Genomic DNA, 20,763 nt, shown 5'->3' with positions numbered 1-20,763 from the left:
AAGATCACCTGCGAAGAGTAAGGACATAGATGATCATCCCGAAGCCGGTGCGTCTCGACACCAGCCCAGGCCGGTTCGTTCTCGACCAGCACACCGCCCTGACCGCCGATCCGGCATTCAGCGAGGTGGCCGCCTGGCTCAGAGCCGAGCTCGGCCCAGTCGTCGGCGGTGGGCTGCTACCGGGAACGGGCTCAGGCACGATCACGCTCTCCGTACGGGAGATGCCGCCGGAGGCCTACCGGCTGTCGACGGGAGCCGGCGGTGTGCTCATCGAGGCAGGCGACCCGGCCGGCGCCTTCTACGGCGCGCAGACACTCCGTCAGCTGCTCCCGCCCGAGGCGTTCCGCAGGGCGGCCGCCGGGCAGCCCCTGCCGCTGCCCGCCGTACACATCGAGGACCGGCCGCGTTTCGCCTGGCGCGGCTGCCTTCTCGACGTCGCCCGGCATTTCCTTACGAAGGCGGATCTGCTGCGGTTCATCGACCTGATGGTCGTGCACAAGCTGAACGTCCTGCACCTGCACCTGACCGACGACCAGGGCTGGCGACTTCAGATCAGACGCTACCCGCGGCTGACCGAGGTCGGCGCATGGCGCCGGGAGAGCCAGGTCGGCTGGAACGGCGCCATGGACGGCCGCCCCCACGGCGGCTACTACACCCAGGACGACATCCGCGAGATCGTCGCGTACGCCACGCGTCGGCACGTCACGGTGGTCCCGGAGATCGACCTGCCAGGACACACCCAGGCGGCGATCGCCGCCTACCCCGAGCTCGGCAACCTCGACGTACCCCTCGAGGTGGCGACGACGTGGGGTGTCGGCGAGAACGTCCTGAACACTGAGGAACACACGATCACGTTCTTCCAGAACGTACTGGATGAGGTCCTCGAGCTCTTCCCGAGCCCGTACATCTGTGTTGGCGGGGACGAATGCCGCAAGGACCAGTGGCGGGCGAGCCCGGCCGCACAACGCCGGATCGGAGAGCTCGGTCTGCGCGACGAAGAGGAGCTGCAGAGCTGGATGATCGGCCGGTTCGCCGACCATCTGTCCTCCTGCGGCCGGCAACTGGTCGGCTGGGACGAGATCCTGGAGGGCGGCGCGCCCGAGGGCACCGTAATCGCCTCGTGGCGTGACGACCACGGCGCCGTGGCCGCCGCGAAGGCCGGGCACGCCGTGGTCACCTGCCCGAACACCTCGACCTACCTCGACTACCGGCAGGCTCCGGGTGAGGACGAGCCGGTACCGTTCGGCACGGTGCTCACCCTCGAGGACGTCTACTCCTTCGAACCCGTACCGGCCGCGCTCGCCGGCGACCAGGCCGCCCAGCACGTCATCGGCTCACAGTGCTGCCTGTGGACGGAACTCATCGACTCCCCACGGCACCTGGACTACATGGCCTTCCCGCGTCTCGCCGCGTTCGCCGAGACGGTGTGGAGCAGCTCGGACCGGGACCTGGCGGACTTCGGGCGGCGACTCGACTGCCACCTGCCCCGCCTCGCGGCGCTCGGCGTGGAGTTCCGCCCGGACGGCGGTCCACTGCCCTGGCAACAGCGGCCCGGCGTACCTGGACGGCCCGAGGAGGCCGACACATGGCGGGCGAAGGTCGCCGACTGGACCCGCAACCTTCGCGAAGGCTGGTGAAGCGGTCTGACCAGCCTCTCGGTCCATCAACGTGCGGTCCCGTCCGGCGGCTTACCACCAGAAGGCGGAAGGAGCCCAGACAGTGACTCAGGCAGGAAAAATCATCTGGCCCGACAGCGGAACGCTGCGGGTGAACTTCCTCGGGGACTCCGTCGGCTACCGGGGATCCTTCGCCAGTACCTTGGGGAACTCCTGGCGGTATCTCATGCGGGCCTGCCTGGAGTCGGTCGGGCCGGTCACCTACGGCACCTGCACTCACACCCATAATGCCAACGGCAACACCGTCTTCACCTCGTTCTCCAACGTCAGCGGCGGCGAGGATGTGACGTTCGTGATGCTGGGCACCAACAACGTGCGGGAGGGGCAGGAGTACAGCGTCTTCTACTCCGACTGTGCCTACACGCTGGACCAGGTGCGCACCGCTGCGCCAGACGCGCTGCTGGTGGTCGGCGGGGTGTGGATGCCGAGCGACGGGGGGACGTGGACGGACTGCCGGCGCGTCGCGCACTACGATGCGCTGATCGCGGAGCAGGCGCACGAGCACGACGGCATGTACGTCCCGTTCACTGACTTGTTCGACTGCGACTCGAACCGCTATCCGGCAGGGGTTCCGGCGTTCGGCGAGTACACCACCGACGGGTTCCACCCGAACGACGCCGGGCACCGGGCGATCTATGACCGGTACCGGATCGCGCTCGGACTGTAATTGTGGCGAACCCATTGCCGTGCAAACGAACCGGCTCACCGACGGCCTGCACCGGCTGCCCGTCCCTCGGCCGGCGCTCGGCCGCGAGGACCTAGAGTCCAGCCCGTGTACACCGAGGTTCCGGCTCCGGATCTGTTGTGCGCGGGCAGGTTCGACGAGAAGCCCGGCTTCACCGTCTACCGCGAGCACGGCGCGCGGAACTGGATGCTGAGCCTCACCGTCACCAACACCGCCGACTACTGGGCCGACGGGCAGCACCTCGTGACTCGCCCGGGCGATCTCGTCCTGATCACACCGGGCGCGGTGCAGCACTACCGCGCCTCGCCCGACGGTGGCCCGTGGGGCTACTGGTGGGCGCACTTCCAGCCGCGGGCGGCCTGGTTCTCCTGGCTACGGCTGCCCGAGATCTCGCCCGGCTTCAGCCTGACCCGGCTTGCTGGCGACCGCCTCGCCGAGGCCGTCGCCGCGTTCGAACGCGTGCACCGCAACGCGATGCAGTCCACGATGGACGTGGGGGAGGGGCGACTGATCGCGCCGTCCCGTGAGCTGACGGGCATGTTCGCGACCGAACTCGCGCTCAATGCGATCGAGCAGATCCTGCTGCTGGCCGTGGTCGAGCACGAGCAGCGCAAGAAGCACTTGCCCGATCCGCGCATCCAGTGCGTGCTCGACCGCATCGTCGCGGATCCCGCGCGCCAGGTCACGATCGAGGAATTGGCCCGCTCGGTCTCGCTGTCGCCGTCCAGGCTGTCGCACCTGTTCCGCCAGGAGGTCGGCAACTCGATCGTGAACGTCGTGCTGGCCACCCGGCTGCGCAAGGCGGCGTCGCTGCTGGAGTTCTCGGACCATCCGGTGGGCCGGATCGCGGCTGACGTCGGCTTCTCCTCGCCGTACTACTTCAGCCGTCAGTTCCGCAGCCGCTTTGGCGAGAGCCCCTCCGCGTACCGGGCCCGCGTCCGCCGGCACGAGCACGCCTGACCCTCGCATATATCCGAGGATCCCTCGCCGTTCACGAGGTCAGCGGGATCAGGCAAAAGCACAGCCGCCCGCTGCATGGGGAACCGCCGGGTGCCGCCCTATGTTCTTGCCGTGCGCTCCCAGCGCACGCCGCCCCCGACCTCTTGAGTCCATTGTGGACGCCCGTCCCCTCGGCGCGTCGTGGGTGGCTGCTGCCCGCGAACACGGGAGATCCCATGGACAGCAACGCAATGCAGGTCAGCCGCCGTGCGGTACTGCGGGCCGGCGGGGTGGCGACGGCCGGTGTGGCCGTCGGCTCCACCGCGTTCTCCACCCGCGCCTCGGCGGACCCGGCCAGTGGCACCGGGTACGTCGACGTCCAACTGCTGAACATCACCGACCTGCACGGGTACCTGCAGCCGCCGGCGCCGAACGACGGCGGGGTCATCACCGGCGCCGACGGGGTGAAGCTCACCGTCGGTGGCGTCGGATACCTTGCCACGCACCTGAACCGGCTCCGCGAGGGCAACCATAACTCGATCTTCTGCTCGGCCGGCGACAACTTCTCGGGCTGGCCTTACTACGTCGACTCGCAGAACAACGAGCCCACGATCGAGGTGTTGAACGCTCTCGGGCTGCAGTTCTCCTCGGTCGGCAACCATGAGCTGGACAAGAGCCCGAGGTTCCTGATCGACCACATGGAGAAGGGCGCGCCGTACCATCTCGACGAGCCGTTCGACAGTTTCGTCGACTCGACCGGCCGTCGCTTCCATGGCGCCGACTTCCGGTACTACAGCGGCAATGTGCTGTACCGGGACAACGGCCGGCTGATCGTCCCGGCGTACAACATCGAGTACGTCGACGCGGGGGGCGGCCGCCGGCTGCCGATCGGGTTCGTCCACGTCACGGTCGACGGCTGCGTCGACGGTCCCGGATTCAACTGCTCGTATCAGCCGACGCTCGCCACGACCGACTTCGTGGCGGCCGCCAACCGGTCGGCGGCGGAGCTGAAGCGCCGCGGCGTCCGGGCGATCGTCATCGTCATGCACGAGGGTGGGTACGCCGGGCCGGACTTCAACTCGGGCGTGAACCCGACCGGCCCGGCGTTCGATCTGGCGGCGAAGGCCGACCCCGACATCGCCGCGATCATCACCGGTCACTGGCACTGCCGCTTCAACATGATGATCCCGGACCCGAACGGCGTGCCGCGCCCCGTCGTCGAGGCCGGCTACTACGGCCAGGTCATCAACGAGATCCACCTGAAGCTCGATCGGGACACCGGTCATGTCATCCGCGAGCTGACCACGTCCACCAACCATGCGGTGACCCGGGACGTGCCGGTCGATCCGCAGATCCAGGAGATCGCCGACTACTGGTCCCGCAGCTCCGACAAGCTCTACGCCACGCCGATCGCGCGGCAGACCGGCGATCTCACCCGGATGCCGAACGCCGACGGTGAGAGCACGCTCGGCAACCTGGTCGCCGACTTCATCCGGTGGGACACCCTGCGGAGCAACGATGGACACGCGCATTTCGCGTTCACGCCGGTCCTACCGCCGAAGGGACGGAGCCCGCTGTCCGGGGACCTGCCGTACGTGAAGGGGGCAAACGCTGCGGACACCGACGGGACGATCCTCTTCGGCGAGGCGTGGACCGTGTACGGGTTCGACTCCCCGATCGTCACGGTCTCAATGACCGGCGACGCCTTCCATCGCGGACTCGAACAGCAGTGGCAAACACAGCCCGACGGCTCGGTGCGGTACTGCCCGGTCGCGGTCTCCGCCGAGGTCGGCTACACGTACGACCCGACGAAGCCGGTCGGGGAGCGCATCGACCCCGCGAACCTGCGGATCAACGGTGCGCCGATCGACCTGCACGCGACATACCGGATCGCGACGAACGCCTACACGGTGCTCGCGTATGACGGGTACCCGGCGTTCACCGAGTACACCGACGCGGTGCGGCACAGTCTCGACCATGAGGGGTTCATCCGGTACGTGCGGACACGCGGCACGATCGCCCCGCCGGCGCTGGGCCGGGCCACGTCGACCGCGCCGCACCCACGGGGCGCCCTCCCGGCGTTCGTGCCGCCACCGGCCACGGGCCGCGACACCCGGCCGCCGCTGCCGCCCGGCGCCCGCTGCTGACGGCCTCCGATGACGGCACCCGACCTGGTGAGCGCGACTTCACCACACCCGCGCCGAACCGGCTGTGAGTGGCCGACCTGACCCGTGTATCGAGGAGGACGAGCGGGGAAGGCCGGACAGCGAGGTCATTACCTCCACAGTTCCGGCCCTCGGCGGGAGCGATGGAGCGACGAGGTCAGGGATCAGCCCGACCTGGGCGGGTTCGGAGAACGATGCGACGGCCGAATTCAGCGCGGCGAGCGCCGCCAGGTTCCACACGGCGGCGCGCCCGGTGGCGATCAAGATGGTCGCGGAGGGGAGCGCGGCGCGAGGGAAGGCCTGGGGACACCGGACTATCCCTCGCGCTGTTTCACCGTCGATATTCCAGCGCCTGTCGTACCGCTCTGGCGGGGTCGTCCGGGCGGGTGGCGATGGCGGCTGCCAACAAGAGTCGCCCCTGCCAGGGGCTGAGGTCGCCGCCGAACAGCGCGCGGGCACGGGCCAGGTCGCTGCCGCCGCGGCCCGCGTACAGCGGTGCCGTCGGGCCGTTCGGGACCCGGGAGCACACCAGCACCGGGACGCCCCGCTCGATGAGGTCCGCGACCGCGGCGGTTATCGCCGGGGTGGCGTTGCCCGTGCCGAAGGCGGCCAGGACGACACCGCGCGCACCGGCCTCGGCGGCCGCCGTGAGCAGGGCCGTGTCCGCGCCCGCGTACAGGGCAACGCCGTCGAACACCACCAGCACACCCCGGCCTCGGGCGACCGGGTCGGCGGCGACCCGAATGGCGTCGGCGAGGGTTCGCCGCCACAGGGAAGAGTCCGCTGGACCTCTTGGCCGGCGGCCCGGATCAACTCGGTTCGGCGGCGGGTCAGGTCCCTCAACTCCCGGCCTGGAGAAGGAACTCGAAGACATCGGGATGAAGCTGTCATCGGTGCTCAGCAACATCGTCGGCACAAGCGGCCGGGCCATCCTGGAGGCGCTGATCGGCGGCGAGCGCGACCCCCACCGCCTGGCCGATATGGCGCGCGCCAAAGCCCGCCGCAAGATACCGGAACTGATCGAGGCGCTGGATGGAGACTTCACCGAGCACCACGCCTTCATGGTCCGGCACTACCTCGATCAGATCGACCACCTGAACGGGCTCGTCGCCACCCTGGACCAGCGGATCAGCCAGGCTCTGGCCGACCGTCAACAGGAGCTGGATCACCTGGACACGATCCCGAGAGTGGGCCAACTCGCCGCCGAGGTCATCATCGCCGAGACCGGCGGAGACATGCGCCGCTTCACCTCCGCGCAGCACCTCGCCTCCTGGATCGGAGTCTGCCCCGGGCAGAACGAGTCCGCCGGGGTGAACAAGTCCGGCCGCTCACGGCCCGGCAACAGCAACCTCAAACGACTGCTCGGCACCGCCGCCATGGCAGCGATCCGCGACAAACGCTCCTATCTCTCGGCGTTCTACCGCCGCATCGCCGCCCGCAGAGGCGGCAAACGAGCCCTGGTCGCGGTGATGCACAAACTCGCCATCGCCATCTGGCACGGCCTGCACGACCAACAGCCCTACCGCGATCTTGGCGCCGACTACTTCACCCGCCGCAACCCCGACCGCGCCCTACGCCGGATGACCAAGGAAGCCAACAGCCTCGGCTTCACCGTCCGCTTCGACCCGGTCCCAGCCACCCGACCTGCGTAACGTCCTTATTTTCGTGTCAGACCCTCGTCTGCCGGTGGTGTGCGAGCGCTGTCATCGGCGGCGATCTGTGCCGCCCGGACTTCATCGAGGTAGTTGTAGATCGTAAAGCGGGAGACGCTCAATGTCTGGGCGACGTAGTCGATTGCCCCCCGGACCAGAAAGACTTCTCGTTCATCGAGGAAGGCGACGACCTTGACTTTGTCGGATTTGGTCATCTCGGAGACGGGAATGCCGACCTCGTCGATGCTCTGCCGGATGATGTGCCGGAGGATGCTGAGGACCCCGGAGTCCTCGATGAGTTTTTCCGACTCGGGTGGATCGAGCTCGTGTCCGGTGACGAACGAGTCGATCACGTTCTTGACCGCATAGAATTTGCCGAGGTCATAGTTGACGGCGAATGCGGCAATTACGTCACCGTTCTCATCGCGGACAACGAGGGTTGACGACTTAAGGACCTTGCCCTCCTTGGTCTTTGTGATGTAGTCGGTCAACATGTCGTCGTGGAAGCGCTCGGAACGAAGGATGGCAGCGAGATCACGGATCCCGTCGCCGACCTTACGGCCCGTGACGTGACCGTTCTCGATGTGCACGATGGACGAGGCCGGGTCATGGAGGTCGTGCACCACCGTTTCGCATCCCTCACCGAACATATCGGCGACGGCCGTCGCGATGTTGCGGAGGATGTTGAAGACCACCAGGTGGTCTTGCCGCAGGCTTGATTGGCTGCGACGGTCGTCATTCACTGCTGGATCTTCCGTTCTCGAGAGGACTTCCCTGTGATCGCGTGAGCCGTGCCCTCAGTCCACGGCGGCTTCGATCGAGCCTATCGATAGGTACTTGACATCGAGGTACTCCGCGATGCCTTCGGCTCCGCCTTCGTGACCTATGCCAGACGCCTTGATCCCGCCGAAGGGAGCCTGGGCGGTCGACGGGATCCCGTCGTTCGCGCCGATCACCCCGAACTCGAGTCGTTCGGCCAGGCGTAGAACGCGTCCCACGTCCCGGGTGAAGTAGTAGGCCGCGAGGCCGTACGGGGTGGAGTTCGCGAGAGCCACGGCCTCCTGCTCACTCTCGAAGGTGCTGATCGCAACTACTGGACCGAAGGTCTCCTCGCGGCTTATCCGCATTGTTGGGTCGACGCCGCGCAGCACGGTCGGTGCGAAGAACGGTCCGCCGGCGACGGTCCGACTGCCACCGGTGAGGAGGTCGGCTCCGTTGGCGATCGCATCGGCGACGTGGGCCTCGACCTTCGCGACTGCGGGCTCGGAGATCAGCGGACCGACGTCGGTTCTGTCGTCGAGACCGTTTCCCACGACGAGCTCGCCGAGTCGTTGGGCGAGACGCTCGGCGAATCGGTCGACGACCGCGCGATGGACGTAAAAGCGGTTCGCGGCGACGCAGGTCTGTCCCATATTGCGCATCTTGGACGCCACCGCTGCGTCGACGGCGATATCCAGGTCGGCATCCTCGAACACCAGGAATGGCGCGTGGCCGCCGAGTTCGAGGGACAACCGCTTCATGGTCGAAGCTGCCTGCGCCATGAGTGCTGTGCCGACGGTGGTCGACCCGGTGAAGGAGAGCTTCCGCACCCGCATGTCGGCCATGACGGGTTCGACGATGTCGGCCGCGTCGAGCCCGGCGACGACTGAGAACACGCCGGTCGGCAGCCCCGCATCTGCGAATACTCGCGCGATCTCCAACGCTGACAAGGGTGTCAATTCGGACGGTTTGACCACCATGGTGCAGCCGGCGGCCAGTGCGGGGCCGAGCTTGCGCGTGATCATCGCGGCGGGGAAGTTCCAAGGAGTGACGCCGGCGGTGATGCCTACCGGGCGCTTGAGGACGAGCAGCCGCTTAGTGGGATCGGCGGAGGGGATCTGCCTCCCGTAGATGCGTTCGGCCTCTCCGGCGAACCAGCTCAGGAATGACGCGGCGTAGCGGATCTCTGTGCGCGACTCACGTAGTGGCTTGCCCTGCTCCCTGGTCATCAGATGGGCGAGCAGGTCGATCCGCTCCAGCATCAGCCTGCCGGCCGCCGCGAGGATCTTCCCGCGGACGGGTGCGGGTGTGTCCGCCCACGCCGACTGGGCGCTTGCGGCGGCGGCGATCGCGCGTGACATCTCCGCGCGGCCGCCGTCGGGGAGCGAAGCGAGCACGTCGCCGGTGGCGGGGTCGGTGACGTCGAAGCGGCCACCACCGACCGCGTCGCGTACCCATTGCCCGTCGATGTAAAGGGCGTCGTGGACATCGAAGGTGTTCATCGTGTCTCCGATTCGGGTGTCGAAATGACGGGCCTGGTGGCCGCGGTCGCCCGACGTAGCGCCAGTTCGGCACCCTCCACGACGGAGGCGACGATCCGCGCAACGGGTTCGATGCCATGGATGAGTGGGGCGCTGGCACCCGCATAATGGGCGCCGGCTTCCCAATCGCCCTCGAAGCCCTCCCACGGCGAGGCATCGGTATAGCGCAGGAATGACCTGCCGTTGGGATGGGCTCCGATCACCTCGCCCTCCCCGGGGCGCTCGCCGGAGCGAGGGCACCCTGCCTCCTCCCAACGGGACACGGTGGAGTTGCGTATCACCCGGTGCGGCGAGTCGGGCCATCCACCGTCGAACAGTCGTGTCTCCAGAAGATCGTCGAACCCGGCGTCGACCACCCGCTGCTTGTAGCCGGGATGGTTCGCGCTCTCCTCGCTTGCGACGAAGCGCGTACCCATCCAGACACCATCGGCGCCCATGACGAGCGCGCTGGCCAGACCGCGACCGTCGGCGATGCCGCCCGCCGCGACGACCGGGATGCCGCCCGCGGCATCGACGACGGCTGGTAGCAGCGCGATCGTCCCTGCCGTGCCGACCAGATGACCGCCCGCGTCGCGGCCCTGGCAGACGAGGACGTCCACGCCGAGGTCGGCGGCGCGCGCGGCGTCAGCGAGGCGACCGACCGTCCAGAACACCGTGGCTCCGGCGGCCTTGGCCTGCTCGACGTACGGCTCGGGGTCTCCGTACCACAACGAAACAGTGCGGATCCCGGCATCAAGGGCGGCGGCGAGCCGTCGGCGCTGGTCACGAATCAAGGTGAGGTTCACCCCGAACCGAGTCGGCTCCACGACGCGGGTGTAGTCGGCGAGTGTGGTGGCGATATCCGCCTCAGGCATGTGCATGAGCGCGACGAACGCGAACGCCCCCGCGTCGGCGACGGCAGTGACGAACCGCGGGGTCGAGCCCCGCCCCAGCGGCGCGGCGATGACGGGGGCATCGATCCCTAGCCGGGCGGTGAGTGCGGTGTGCAGCGGCATGTTCCTCCTTGCCTCAGGCTGACGTCCGGACGGCCATGGCTGCTCCGCCGTGCCAGTCGGGCGCGCTTGTCGGTGTACGGGTCGGCCCGTATCGGATCACGTGCGGGTCATACTACTTGATTTTTTGTAAGTTACAACAAATTTGGATAGGTATCAACAAGTTGTAGAGTTTCAGGTACGGTTCGGCGCATGCTTACCCATGACGGCCGGGCCGCGGCGTCCCGTCAGGCACCCACCCTGGGTGTTCTCGGAGGGATGGGTCCCGCTGCGACAGCAGAGTTCATGCGATTGCTCACGGCCATCACCCCTGCCCAACGGGACCAGGACCATCCGCGTGTGCTGGTCCTTTCCGACACCCAGATCCCAGACCGACGCGCCGCGTTCGGCGGCGGCGACGACCCGACACCGTGGATCCGCTCCGACCTGTTCCGACTCGCCCGCTGGGGTGCAGATCTCCTTGCGATGCCCTGCAACACGGCGCACCTCTTCGTCGAGGGGATGGCGGCGGAGCTACCGAAACCGCTGGTGCATATAGCCGAGGCGACCATCACACAGGCGTATCGGCGAAGTCCGCGAGGTGGCCTGCTGGTCGCGACGGGGGCCACAGTGCGCAGCGGGCTTTACCAGCAGTGGGCACGGCGGCTGGGCTACCGGCTGGTCGTTCCGCCGCCCGACCGACAGGAGGCGATCGATGTGATGATCGACCTGGTCAAGGCGGGACAGGCCGAGGAAGCGGCGCGTTCCCTCGCCGCCACCCTCGAGGAAGCGTGGCAGGAACGCGACCTCCCGATGGTCGCGGCCTGTACCGAGGTGCCCTTGGCCTACGACCTCACCGGGCTCCCGGATGACCGGATGTGTTCGTCGCTCGAGGCGCTCGCCGAAGCGTGCCTGCAAAGGTTGAACGATGCTGCCTGCTGCGAATCGGCGGTTGAGTGATGGTCGGTCTGTTTCGAGTCGAACGTGACCATCTTGGCGAGCTCCATGTGCCGGCGCATGCCTACTACGGCGTACACACCGCGCGCGCGATGACGAACTTCGCAGTGACAGGAGAACCCATCGCCGCCTGGCCTGAGCTCGTCTCGGCGCTCGCGGCGGTCAAGGCCGCAGCGGCTCAGGCCAACCACGCCCTGGGCGTGCTGCCAGGTGCGAAGGCCGACGCGATCGTCGCTGCCTGCACGGAGATCAGGAACGGCCTGCTGCACGAGCACTTCGTCGTGGACCTCATACAGGGCGGGGCCGGCACCTCGACCAATATGAACGCGAACGAGGTGATCTGTAACCGGGCGTTGGAGCTCCTCGGATACCCCCGCGGTGAATACCGCTTCCTCGACCCCATCGAGGATGTGAACCGCAGCCAGAGCACCAACGATGTCTATCCCACCGCAGTGCGACTGGCGGCCTTCGCGTCGACCACGGCGCTGTTGCAATCGGTGGCCGAACTCCGGCATCGGCTTGCGGAGAAAGCCGCAGCCTTCGCCGGGGTGGTCAAACTGGGCCGTACGCAGTTGCAGGACGCCGTGCCGATGAGCCTGGGACAGGAGCTGCGGGGTTACGCCAGCAGCATCGAGGACACCGAACGCCGGCTCCAGGCCGCGGCAGCAGGCCTGCTGGAGATCGGCCCGCGGGCGCGGGGCCGACGCCGCGGCGAACGCCGCCGCGGTGCGCTCGGGGGAACCATTCCCGCGGGCGCGGGGCCGACGCCGCCCTGCCCGGCCGGGACGTAGCAGAACCAGAACCATCCCCGCGTAGTTCCGGCTCGCCGCGCCAAGCGCGCACAGTCCTCGGGACCACGCGTACATACAGAAAGGAACCCTCTTCCACGCGTGGATCCCACCCGAACTTGTCGGCGAACGCCTCCGCTGCGCCTCCGGGCACCTCCTGGTCCGGGAAGCACTCCGCCTCTCCCTGGAGAAGCACCACATCGAAGGTGTCCGGTAGCGCCAGGCGCACGCGCGGCTCTTTGCGGACGTTCCGCGCAGTCACGGAAGTGGCGCTGGTGCACATCCACACTGCTCGCCCATCCCACAAGAACCACAGCGGCACCTGGTGCGGCCCGTGATCAGGGTGAGCCGTCGACACCCATACATCCCGCTCGGTAACGAGCCGCTCCAGAGCGTCGCGCATACGCTCCGCCGTCTGGCGGCGAACGATTCCCGTGGTCGCCATGAGGACCGACCCTAGCCAAGCAGGCGCGAAGCGCGCCTGAGGCGCAAGACCTACTCCCAGCGACCGATGAACCCCTCAACTCGGCGTCAGCGGCCCGTTCGGGCCGCGCTCACGCTCCTGGCACGAGAATCACCTTTCCCACGACCGTGCGGGACTCGGCGAGGACCAATGCCGAGGCGGCGTCGACCAGCGGGATCTCCGCGGCGACCTGCGGGGTGAGCACGCCCTCGGCCAGCAGCTGGAACACCTTGGTGAGGTCGTCGGCCAGCCGGCGCCGGAAGGACGCCAGGTGGCGGTGGCCCGCCCAGAAGTTGTAGAAGTACGCGTTCCTGCCGTTGGGCAAGGCGTTCCACAGCTTCAGTTGCCCGAACAGTTTCAGTATCGGCAGTTGTGAGTTGCCCTCTTCGTCCTTCGTCGCCGCGGTGCCGTAGGAGACCAGCGTCCCGCCTTTGCGCAGCAGTTGCCAGGACCGCGCCAGACCGGCGCCGCCGACGTGGTCGAACACCGCGTCCACGCCGTCCGGGGCGAGCGAGGCGATCCGGTCGTACATGTCCGGGGCACGGTAGTCGACGGGGGTCGCGCCCAGCTTGCGCACGGTCTCGTGGTGGCGCTCGGACGCCGTGCCGATCACGGTGACCCCGGCGTGCCGGGCCAGTTGCACGAGCGTGGAGCCGACGCCGCCGTTGGCGCCCAGCACCACGACGGTGTTCCCGGAACGGACCTTGGCCAGCCGGTGCAGCATCTGCCAGGCGGTGATCCCGTTGACCAGCACGGTCTCGGCGGCGGCCGCGGACACGCCGTCCGGCACGGGCACCAGATCCTCGGCGTCGAGCAGCACGTGGCTGGCCCACGCGCCGATCTTGGTGACCGCGGCGAACCGGCGGCCGGCGATCCCGGCGGCCACACCGGGCCCGATGGCGGTGACCGTGCCGACCAGGTCGTAGCCGGGCACGAAGGGGAACGGCGGCTGGTTGTAGTACTTGCCGCGCCGCATCTGCTGTTCGGCGAACGAGACGCCGGTCGCGTCCATCCGCAGGATGACCTTTCCCGCGCCCGGCGCGGGAAGGTCTCGCGTCCGCACTTCCAGACCGCTCGGCTCGACCGCGTCCGGCAGGACGACCTCGGTGGCGCGGGTGGTGACGGTGCTTGTCATGGCGTGTTCCTCACGAGATCTCAGGCGATCGGTCAAGAGCGGCGAACGGGTCCGTCAGCCGTCCTGTGCCACGGCACTGCTGCCGGTGTGGGACGGCAGGTCTGCCAGCAGCTTCACCAGCTCCGGGTCGGTCTTGAATTTGCGCTTCTGCAGCTCCGCGACCTTGGCGCCGAAGTCGGGGACGTCATCGTCGGTGATGTCGTAGGTCTCGAACTTCGCCATCAGCGGGAGGCCGAGCCGTTCGGTCCTGGTGTGGGCCGGGTGGACCAGGTACTCCCAGTAGCCGTCCAGGTCATCGAAGATGAAGATCGCGCCCCAGTCGAAATCGGTGCCGGACTCGCGGCCGACGATGAACGACCGCACCGCCGGAATCGCCCGGCCCTGCTCATGCAGGCTCTCCAGCGCCTCCTCGACCCGGACCGGGTCGGCGCCTTCCCTGACCTTGATCCGGTTGCCGTGGTAGATCATCGGCTCTCTCCTCTTGTCGTGTGTTCGGGTTCCGCCCGCCGGCACGGCCATCGACGGCGCGAGACGTGCCCGCGGGTCGACGGCGGGATGTCAGTCCCTTCCCCGGCTCAGCGAAGGGCTGATGCGACGATCCCGCGGCCGGGCACGCCATCGCGTCGGCGAACACTACGTAGACCGGCCCGCGACGGCCGTACGGGCGACTTGCGCCGGAAGGAATCGCTAACGTACGGGGCATGCAGACGTCGGCCCGGGACGTGCTCGTCGGCAGGCAGGCCGAGACCCGGCGACTCGACGAGTTGCTCGGCGCCGCGCGCGCCGGCCGGGGCGACGCGCTGGTCCTGCGCGGCGAGGCGGGGATCGGCAAGAGCGCGTTGCTGGCCCACGCGCGGCGAGCGGCGACCGGATTCCGGGTCATCGACGCGTCCGGCTCGGAGTTCGAGATGGATCTGCCGTTCGCCACGCTGCACCGGCTGTGCGTGCCGGTGCTCGCCCACCTCGACGACCTGCCCGGCCGACGCCGCGAGGCCCTTGAGATCGCGTTCGGACTGGCCACGGGCACGCCGGATCCGTTCCGCGTCGGGCTGGCCGCCCTGGAACTGCTGGCCGCCGCAGCGCGGGAACGCCCGCTGCTGTGCCTGCCGACTCGTTGCGAGGCCGGATCGCCTTCGTCCGGCGGGGCGACGGCGACGGCCCGATGCTCATGCTGCGGGCCGCCCAGCGGCTGTCCTCGGTGGACCCCCAAAGGTCACGCGAGTGTTTCCTCGACGCGCTGGAGATGAGCCTGGTCGTCGGCCGCGCCGGCGGGGTGCTGGACATGGTCCTGGCCGCGGCCCCGACACCGCAGTCACCCGACATCCTGAGCGCCCTCGCTCTGCTGCGCACGGACGGGCACCGCACCGCGGTCCCGCTCATCCGCACGGTCCTCGACGGCCCGCAGTGGACGCGGCGACCGGCACTGGCCGTCATGCTGGCCTCCGAACTGTGGGACCCCCACACCCACGCGGCGATCGTCGAATGGCTGATGAAGACCGGCCGCGACTCCGGCTCACCACTCTTGTTGCGCCTCGGTCTCGCCCAGACCGCGGCGCAGGCCGCATTCACCGGCGATCTGGGCCGGGCCATCGCGGCGATCGCCGAGGAGGAGGCGATCGCCGACGCGACAGACGTCCCTCCACTCCTTTATCCCCGCCTGCAGCTGGCCGCGATGCGTGGTCACCGCGCGGAAGCGCTCGCGCTGTTCGAATCGGCGACGGCGACGGCCACCGCCCGTGGCGCCGGGCAGCTGATCGCGAACGTCCACTGGGCGCAGGCAGTGCTCCACAACGGCTGCGCCGACTACCCCGCCGCGTTCACCGCGGCACGGCAGGCCGCCGCGGACGGCGATCTCTTCCTCGCCGGTCTCGCGCTGCCGGAGCTGGTGGAGGCGGCCGTCCGCAGTGGACGACCCGACGCTGCGGCCGAGGCGCTGGCGTCGCTGACCGAACGCGCACAAGCCAGTGGAACGGCCACCGGCCTCGGCGTCGCGGCATACGCACGCGGTCTGGTGACCGGTGAGGAGGAGCACTACCGGTCGGCGATCGAACATCTCGAAGAGAGCCCGCTTGTCCCCTATCGAGCACGCGCCCACCTCCTGTACGGAGAATGGCTACGCCGCGAGGGCCGCAGACGCGACTGCCGTCGGCCCCTGCGCACCGCCCACGAGCTGCTTACCGAGGCGGGCGTCGAGGCGTTCGCCCGCCGGGCCGCCACCGAACTCCGCGCCACCGGCGAGACGGCGCGCAGCAGATCCGACCACACCTACGACCAGCTCACCATGCAGGAGATGTCAATAGCCCGCCTGGTGGCCACCGGCGCCACGTCCAACGAGGTGGCCGCCCGCCTGTTCATCAGCCCCCGAACGGTGGACGCCCACCTGCGCAACATCTTCCGCAAACTGGGAATCTCCTCCCGCCGACAGTTGAGAGACCGCCCCGACCTCAACACCGGGGTCCGCGCACGCAGGACTGACGAGGCACCCGCGCGGCGCCGATCTCGCGCACGTACATGTTGAGCCGGGCTCGGCCCGCGCCCGGGGCCGACGAGGCGTGTGCCGTCGCAGCGGCGCCATCCGCCGTTTCTTTCAGACGTCGATGGGGTTCACCTGTGGGACTGAGCGCCACATCACGGCGCTGGGCTGGTCACGCGGCCTGTGGGTGCCCGTAATTCGGGTGGGTGCCGAATCGCCGACGGCCGTGCGAACGAATTGGCCGTTGACGCTCTTTTCGGGGGCGTCGGCTGCTCTAGTCTTGGCCGGGAAAGTGAGTGGAAGCGCTGTGGCACGAGCGTCAGGAGACCCGAGGGGCTTGGGTAATGGACCTGCCGACCAAGATCGCCGCATTCTGTCGTGAGCTCGGTGAAAGCCGGCTTTTGGAGATCGCGCGCCAGCAGCAGGTTGAGGAGGTGCTCCGAGCCGCTGAGGAGGCCCTCAGGTCCGGCCGGATAGGTCCGGAGTTGGAGGCCGGCCTCGACAAGCTCGACCAGGCGGTCGCCCAGGCTGAGGGGCAGGGACTGTACCCGGCCACGCTGCGGGTATACCAGCCGCTGCCGGGCCCGGTACGCCAGACCGGCGCGCGTTGGTGGACGTGCCCGCTCGTGCAGTGCGCGGGCCGTGGCAGGGTGCGCCCTGATCAGCAGGCGCCGATGTGTGCCGCTGCGGGCAGGCCGCTCGTCGCGGGGCCGCTGCCGGGATGATCGGCTTCCTGGGGCAGATCGGCCAGAAGCTCGCCGACCGGTGGGCGGCCCTGCTTGCCATGCCCGGGCTGCTGTACCTCGTTGCCGTCACTGTCGCGGTCGTTCTCGGGCAGGATCGTGCGCTCAGCTATCCCGAACTGAGCCGGAGAGCCTCGGCATGGGCCGCCAGCCCTGCCTTGAAGTCGCCAGGTGGTGCGGCGATCCTCGTCGGGGCGGTGCTGGCGGGCTCTGTTGTCGCAGGACTGGCGGCGACGGCAGGCGGTCGGCTCGTGGAGGCGACGTGGACCTCGCCAGGCAGGCACGTGCCCGGCCGGTGGCTGGCCGGGTGGCGGCGGTACCGGTCCGCGCGCCTGAAGGAGATCGCGGACACCTCTGCTGATCCGGTCGTGGTACGCCGGGCCATCGAGCGGGCTGACCGGATCTGCGTGATCGAGGCTGACTGTCCAACGTGGATTGGGGACCGGCTGCGCGCCTGCCACGTCCGGATCAGCAAGGCCTATGGCCTCGACCTCCCGTCCGCTTGGCCGCGCCTGTGGCTGGTGTTCCCCGACACTGTCCGGGCCGAGCTCGGCATTGCCCGCGATGCGTTCAGCGCAGCCGCGAGGCTCGCCGCCTGGGCTGTCCTGTATCTGCTGCTCGGCATCTGGTGGTGGCCGGCCGTGCCGGTCGCCGTGGTCACCGGGGCCGCAGCGGCCGTGAGGGGCCGCCTGGCCACGGGCAACCTGGCTGACCTCATCGAGGCGGCAGTGGACCTGCACGGCGCGGATCTCGCCGCCGCGCTCGGTGATCAGCCGGCGGTGACGCCGGATGCCGGGGGACGGCTCAGCACCCGGATGCGCAAGGACCGCTGGGACCCGGATTCACCGTTGGCCGACTGATGGGCTGACTGCTTTGTACGCTGGCTGATCGCGGCGGCGAGGCTGATAATCGGCGTGTGAGGAATCCGTTTCGCCGGGGGTGGCGGGCGCGGGCCGGACAGCCTGCACAGCCAGTGGTGTGGATAGAGCAGCCGTCGCCGACTCGGCAGCCGTCTGCGTGGGCGGCCTTAGAGATCCTGCGGGCCGGGCAGTTGATGGAGTCGGCGGACGGCGATCGTACCGAGAACCTCCTGCATGCCCTGGACATCCTGGCGGGCGCGCGGGCCATCGCGGTGAACGGTGCGGACGCCGCGACGATCGGGCTGGCCATGGCGTTCACGGCCGACGCGTACATCGCCCTGGACCGGGACGCCGACGACCTGGAGAACGCGGTGGCGTGGTACACCGTGGCCGTTCACCGGCTGCGGCACAGCAACCCACGCGAGTACGTGTCCCGGCTGATCGACTTGAGCGAAGCCTACCGGGCACGGGTACACGACCTGCCGTGGCGGAACGCGGAGAGGGCGGTATCGGTATTACGCGCCGCCATGGTCCGGGCCGGTAGGCGTGGCTGGCCTGACCTGTGGGCAAGAGCCGCCCTCGGACTGGGCGTGGCCTACGACGAGAGAATCGTGGGCGACCGCAAGCGGAACCGGTGGCACGCCATCCGGGTCCTGCGCGGCGCGGTCGGGGGCTTCATCGTCCTTGAAAACGATGCGCGCCAGGCCCAGGCCCGCGTCGCGCTTGCCCAGGCGCTGCTGAACGGTGACCACATCACAGTTGCTGACTGCGACGAGGCGATCGCCGCCGCCTCCGCGGCGCTGGACTGGTACCGGCACGGCGACGACCGCTATATGCGGGCGGTGAGCCAGTCGCTCCTGGGCGACGCGCTCACCCGGCGCAACTCTCCGGATGCCTCCGGCTTCGCCGCGGGGATCAACCTGCTCGCCGAAGCGGCGCAGATGCTGGCCGCTGATCCCGACCCTGGCGCTCGCCAGGCCGAGGCGGCCGCGCTCATCAGCCTGGGCCATGCCTGCACCGACCGGGCTGAAGCCGGGGATACGGCCGACGGGCAGCGCGGGGTCCAGGCCCTGTCGCGTGCCCTGGAGATCTACGTCGATCTTGGCCGTCCCGTGGAATGCCGTGGTATCGGACTCGATCTCGGACTGCTCCAGGCCCGTTACCTCGGGGACTGGGCAGGCGCGACCAGGGCCTTCGAGGCCGCGGCCGAGGCGCACGATGTGCTCCTGTCGTTGTCACCGGACCAGGACACCAGGAGGCTGGAGTCGCCTCTCGGCCAGCGGGTGGCGGGGCTGCTCGCCTACGGCCACGCGGTGACCGGGAATCCCGGCGCGGCGGCTGTCGCGTTGGAGCGAGTCAGGGTACGGGCCGCCCGCCAGGCGATCGACGTTCACAGGACGTGGGACCCGCAGTTCCCGGCGGTCCCACCGGCACCGGCGGATGCCTGGCCGATCACCGAGTTCCGCACCCTGCTAACCCGGATCCGCACACTGGCCCCCGACTTCTTGCGACCGCCGGAGCTCGCCGACCTGCAAGCCGTCGCCGATTCCGGCCCGCCCGTCGCCTACGTTGTGATCACCGAGTTCGGCAGCGCCTGGATCGTGCTGCACGAGCGCGCGGAGGTGATCCTGGTGCCCGGCGTGACCTCGGAAGCGCTGCGGCAGATGCTCGTCAACGGCTATGTGCAGGGGCAGTTCTTCGGGGAGCCGGGCTTCGAGGATGCCCTGTCGGACTGCCTGGAGCGGCTCGGCGCGCTGACCGGCCCGCTGCGCGCGTGGCTCGACGAGGCCGGGATGGGCGAGTTGGTCGTCATCCCAACCGGCTACGCGAACCTCGTGCCGCTGCACGTGGGCCTGGCAGGCGCCGGGCGTACGATCACGTACGTGCCCTCGGCCGCGGTGCTGCGGGACGCTCGGGAGAACGCCGCCGTAGCTTCCGGGCGGCCGGGCAGGCTCGTCGCCGCGGCGGTCACCGATGGCATACCGCCGCTGCCCTATGCCGACGCCGAGGTGCGGCAGGTCGCGACGCACTTCGATGACAGCGTGATCCTCAGCCGGCCCGGGGTCGGCGGCATCGAGTTTCTCGCCGCTGCGACCGGCGCTACGCACCTGCACATCGCCAGCCACGGCTACGCCAATGCCGCTCACCCGGAGTCCTCGTTCCTTGCGCTGCCCGGCGGCACTCGGCTATACGTCGCCGACATCTTCCGGCAGGCCGGCCGGCTGGCGGGTACCCGGCTGGCGGTCCTGTCCGCATGCCAGTCCGCCCTCACCATGAACCAGCCCGATGAGCTGCTCACGCTGCCGACCGTGTTCGTTGTCGCCGGCGTCGGCGGGGTCATCGCCACCCTCTGGCCGGTCCCCGATCTCAGCACGGCACTGCTCATGGATCGGCTGTACGCCCGCATGGCGGACAGCACCTCCCCGGCGTGCGCGCTGCGGCAGGCCCAAGAAGACCTGGCCGCGATGACGCCCGGGGACGTGCTCCGCTTCCGGCAGGCGCACCGCTTTGGCCCGCAGGCCCAGGCGGGGCGATCCACGTCGGCGGCATCGCAGGCCCAGGCACCCGCGGACCCAGAGGCTTCATCCGCGCCTGGCCGGGGCCGGTCGCCACGGCGTCCGTTCGCGCATCCCTTCTACTGGGCCGGCTTCGTCTACATCGGCGCGTTATCCAGGCCTGTCATAGTCGAGCAGCCTCGTGGTGGCCGCGTCGAGGCCGACCCGCCGCCCGTCCGCGACGATCCGGTAAATGACGGCCAGCCCTTCGAGCGTCCTGGTGTCCCGCGTGTAAGCGGCCGCGTTGATCAACCGGTCGAAGAGATCATCGACCTCCGGCGCGAGCAGTTCAGGGTGACGCAGCAGCACGTCCCGGGCGTCCGCGGCCGTCTTGCTCTGCACGAACTCCACGATGATGTCCGCGAGGTCATCGAGAGTCATATCCACGCTCCTGCCTGACA

The 20,763-nt window shown here is 69.1% G+C and carries 18 protein-coding genes and 1 pseudogene; 12 read left to right on the top strand and 7 right to left on the bottom strand.

Annotation, left to right across the window (positions count from 1 at the left end; genetic code table 11):
• The first annotated feature begins 29 nt into the window (after positions 1–29).
• The 4 genes from ABEA24_RS52765 to ABEA24_RS52750 all read left to right on the top strand — a co-directional run bounded on the left by ABEA24_RS52765 (position 30) and on the right by ABEA24_RS52750 (position 5,447).
• Positions 30–1,637: a beta-N-acetylhexosaminidase gene (locus ABEA24_RS52765; RefSeq protein WP_345444476.1), complete on the top strand. Its 1,608-nt coding sequence runs from the start codon at positions 30–32 to the stop codon at positions 1,635–1,637.
• Between the two features lie 82 nt (positions 1,638–1,719).
• Positions 1,720–2,343: an SGNH/GDSL hydrolase family protein gene (locus ABEA24_RS52760; protein WP_345444473.1), complete on the top strand. Its 624-nt coding sequence runs from the start codon at positions 1,720–1,722 to the stop codon at positions 2,341–2,343.
• 105 nt (positions 2,344–2,448) lie between these two features.
• Positions 2,449–3,321 (top strand): helix-turn-helix domain-containing protein, encoded by an 873-nt coding sequence (locus ABEA24_RS52755; RefSeq protein ID WP_345444470.1) that lies wholly within the window; start codon positions 2,449–2,451, stop codon positions 3,319–3,321.
• 215 nt (positions 3,322–3,536) lie between these two features.
• Complete coding sequence (locus ABEA24_RS52750) at positions 3,537–5,447, top strand: bifunctional metallophosphatase/5'-nucleotidase (RefSeq protein ID WP_345444467.1); 1,911 nt, start codon at positions 3,537–3,539, stop codon at positions 5,445–5,447.
• A 349-nt stretch (positions 5,448–5,796) separates the two neighbouring features.
• Here ABEA24_RS52750 and ABEA24_RS52745 read toward each other — a convergent pair whose 3' ends face one another.
• The gene (locus ABEA24_RS52745; protein ID WP_345444464.1) at positions 5,797–6,162 is read right to left on the bottom strand and encodes an L-asparaginase family protein; all 366 of its coding nucleotides are present in this window, start codon (positions 6,160–6,162) and stop codon (positions 5,797–5,799) included.
• 181 nt (positions 6,163–6,343) lie between these two features.
• Here ABEA24_RS52745 and ABEA24_RS52740 point away from each other — a divergent pair, with 181 nt between their 5' ends.
• On the top strand, positions 6,344–7,117 hold the full coding sequence (locus tag ABEA24_RS52740; protein ID WP_345444461.1) for an IS110 family RNA-guided transposase: 774 nt from the start codon (positions 6,344–6,346) through the stop codon (positions 7,115–7,117).
• Between the two features lie 5 nt (positions 7,118–7,122).
• Here ABEA24_RS52740 and ABEA24_RS52735 read toward each other — a convergent pair whose 3' ends face one another.
• From ABEA24_RS52735 to ABEA24_RS52725, 3 genes are read right to left on the bottom strand one after another with little or no spacing between them, the layout of a single operon-like run.
• Positions 7,123–7,860 carry a helix-turn-helix transcriptional regulator gene (locus ABEA24_RS52735; protein ID WP_345444459.1) on the bottom strand — a complete coding sequence of 246 codons (738 nt, stop codon included), beginning with the start codon at positions 7,858–7,860 and terminating at the stop codon, positions 7,123–7,125.
• A 54-nt stretch (positions 7,861–7,914) separates the two neighbouring features.
• A complete protein-coding gene (locus tag ABEA24_RS52730; protein WP_345444520.1) occupies positions 7,915–9,378 on the bottom strand; it encodes an NAD-dependent succinate-semialdehyde dehydrogenase in 1,464 nt (487 codons plus the stop codon).
• Complete coding sequence (locus tag ABEA24_RS52725; RefSeq protein WP_345444457.1) at positions 9,375–10,412, bottom strand: NAD(P)H-dependent flavin oxidoreductase; 1,038 nt, start codon at positions 10,410–10,412, stop codon at positions 9,375–9,377. Before ABEA24_RS52725 ends, ABEA24_RS52730 begins: the two co-directional genes overlap by 4 nt.
• A gap of 189 nt (positions 10,413–10,601) precedes the next feature.
• On the opposite strand from ABEA24_RS52725, the gene cuyB reads away from it, so the two are divergent.
• Together cuyB and ABEA24_RS52715 are read left to right on the top strand one after the other, a co-directional pair.
• Positions 10,602–11,348: a cysteate racemase gene (cuyB, locus tag ABEA24_RS52720; RefSeq protein ID WP_345444455.1), complete on the top strand. Its 747-nt coding sequence runs from the start codon at positions 10,602–10,604 to the stop codon at positions 11,346–11,348.
• On the top strand, positions 11,348–12,136 hold the full coding sequence (locus tag ABEA24_RS52715; protein WP_345444453.1) for a lyase family protein: 789 nt from the start codon (positions 11,348–11,350) through the stop codon (positions 12,134–12,136). The genes cuyB and ABEA24_RS52715 overlap by 1 nt, the downstream gene beginning before the upstream one ends.
• Positions 12,137–12,188: 52 nt before the next feature.
• Here the strand turns inward: ABEA24_RS52715 and ABEA24_RS53980 are convergent.
• From ABEA24_RS53980 to ABEA24_RS52705, 3 genes and pseudogenes are all read right to left on the bottom strand, one after another.
• Positions 12,189–12,536 (bottom strand): annotated as a pseudogene (locus ABEA24_RS53980) (pyridoxamine 5'-phosphate oxidase family protein); the annotation flags it as partial.
• A 151-nt stretch (positions 12,537–12,687) separates the two neighbouring features.
• Positions 12,688–13,731 carry a medium chain dehydrogenase/reductase family protein gene (locus tag ABEA24_RS52710; RefSeq protein ID WP_345444450.1) on the bottom strand — a complete coding sequence of 348 codons (1,044 nt, stop codon included), beginning with the start codon at positions 13,729–13,731 and terminating at the stop codon, positions 12,688–12,690.
• Positions 13,732–13,785: 54 nt separating this feature from the next.
• Positions 13,786–14,199: a Dabb family protein gene (locus ABEA24_RS52705; protein ID WP_345444447.1), complete on the bottom strand. Its 414-nt coding sequence runs from the start codon at positions 14,197–14,199 to the stop codon at positions 13,786–13,788.
• Between the two features lie 233 nt (positions 14,200–14,432).
• Here ABEA24_RS52705 and ABEA24_RS52700 point away from each other — a divergent pair, with 233 nt between their 5' ends.
• From ABEA24_RS52700 to ABEA24_RS52680, 5 genes are all read left to right on the top strand, one after another.
• Complete coding sequence (locus ABEA24_RS52700) at positions 14,433–14,978, top strand: AAA family ATPase (protein WP_345444443.1); 546 nt, start codon at positions 14,433–14,435, stop codon at positions 14,976–14,978.
• Positions 14,894–16,249, top strand: coding sequence for a helix-turn-helix transcriptional regulator (locus tag ABEA24_RS52695; protein ID WP_345444440.1), 1,356 nt, complete (start codon positions 14,894–14,896; stop codon positions 16,247–16,249). The genes ABEA24_RS52700 and ABEA24_RS52695 overlap by 85 nt, the downstream gene beginning before the upstream one ends.
• Positions 16,250–16,548: 299 nt before the next feature.
• Positions 16,549–16,929, top strand: coding sequence for a hypothetical protein (locus ABEA24_RS52690; protein WP_345444437.1), 381 nt, complete (start codon positions 16,549–16,551; stop codon positions 16,927–16,929).
• Entirely contained in the window at positions 16,926–17,807 is an 882-nt protein-coding gene (locus ABEA24_RS52685; RefSeq protein WP_345444435.1) for a hypothetical protein, read from the top strand. The genes ABEA24_RS52690 and ABEA24_RS52685 overlap by 4 nt, the downstream gene beginning before the upstream one ends.
• 113 nt (positions 17,808–17,920) lie before the next feature.
• A complete protein-coding gene (locus ABEA24_RS52680; protein WP_345444433.1) occupies positions 17,921–20,761 on the top strand; it encodes a CHAT domain-containing protein in 2,841 nt (946 codons plus the stop codon).
• Positions 20,762–20,763 lie beyond the last annotated feature (2 nt).

The sequence above is a fragment of the Actinoallomurus vinaceus genome (genome assembly GCF_039542055.1).
GTDB classification, from domain to species: Bacteria; Actinomycetota; Actinomycetes; order Streptosporangiales; family Streptosporangiaceae; genus Actinoallomurus; species Actinoallomurus vinaceus.
Note: the sequence above shows the minus strand (reverse complement) of the source record. Positions and strands in the feature narration are given on the sequence as shown.

What these genes read in the sequence shown, in the direction of transcription:
- ABEA24_RS52765 (WP_345444476.1), top strand. Translation starts at nt 30, where the DNA reads ATGATCATCCCGAAGCCGGTGCGTCTCGACACCAGCCCAGGCCGGTTC.
- ABEA24_RS52750 (WP_345444467.1), top strand. Translation starts at nt 3,537, where the DNA reads ATGGACAGCAACGCAATGCAGGTCAGCCGCCGTGCGGTACTGCGGGCC.
- ABEA24_RS52740 (WP_345444461.1), top strand. Translation starts at nt 6,344, where the DNA reads ATGAAGCTGTCATCGGTGCTCAGCAACATCGTCGGCACAAGCGGCCGG.
- ABEA24_RS52730 (WP_345444520.1), bottom strand. Translation starts at nt 9,378, where the DNA reads ATGAACACCTTCGATGTCCACGACGCCCTTTACATCGACGGGCAATGG.
- ABEA24_RS52725 (WP_345444457.1), bottom strand. Translation starts at nt 10,412, where the DNA reads ATGCCGCTGCACACCGCACTCACCGCCCGGCTAGGGATCGATGCCCCC.
- cuyB (WP_345444455.1), top strand. Translation starts at nt 10,602, where the DNA reads ATGCTTACCCATGACGGCCGGGCCGCGGCGTCCCGTCAGGCACCCACC.
- ABEA24_RS52715 (WP_345444453.1), top strand. Translation starts at nt 11,348, where the DNA reads ATGGTCGGTCTGTTTCGAGTCGAACGTGACCATCTTGGCGAGCTCCAT.
- ABEA24_RS52710 (WP_345444450.1), bottom strand. Translation starts at nt 13,731, where the DNA reads ATGACAAGCACCGTCACCACCCGCGCCACCGAGGTCGTCCTGCCGGAC.
- ABEA24_RS52705 (WP_345444447.1), bottom strand. Translation starts at nt 14,199, where the DNA reads ATGATCTACCACGGCAACCGGATCAAGGTCAGGGAAGGCGCCGACCCG.
- ABEA24_RS52700 (WP_345444443.1), top strand. Translation starts at nt 14,433, where the DNA reads ATGCAGACGTCGGCCCGGGACGTGCTCGTCGGCAGGCAGGCCGAGACC.
- ABEA24_RS52695 (WP_345444440.1), top strand. Translation starts at nt 14,894, where the DNA reads ATGCTCATGCTGCGGGCCGCCCAGCGGCTGTCCTCGGTGGACCCCCAA.
- ABEA24_RS52690 (WP_345444437.1), top strand. Translation starts at nt 16,549, where the DNA reads ATGGACCTGCCGACCAAGATCGCCGCATTCTGTCGTGAGCTCGGTGAA.
- ABEA24_RS52685 (WP_345444435.1), top strand. Translation starts at nt 16,926, where the DNA reads ATGATCGGCTTCCTGGGGCAGATCGGCCAGAAGCTCGCCGACCGGTGG.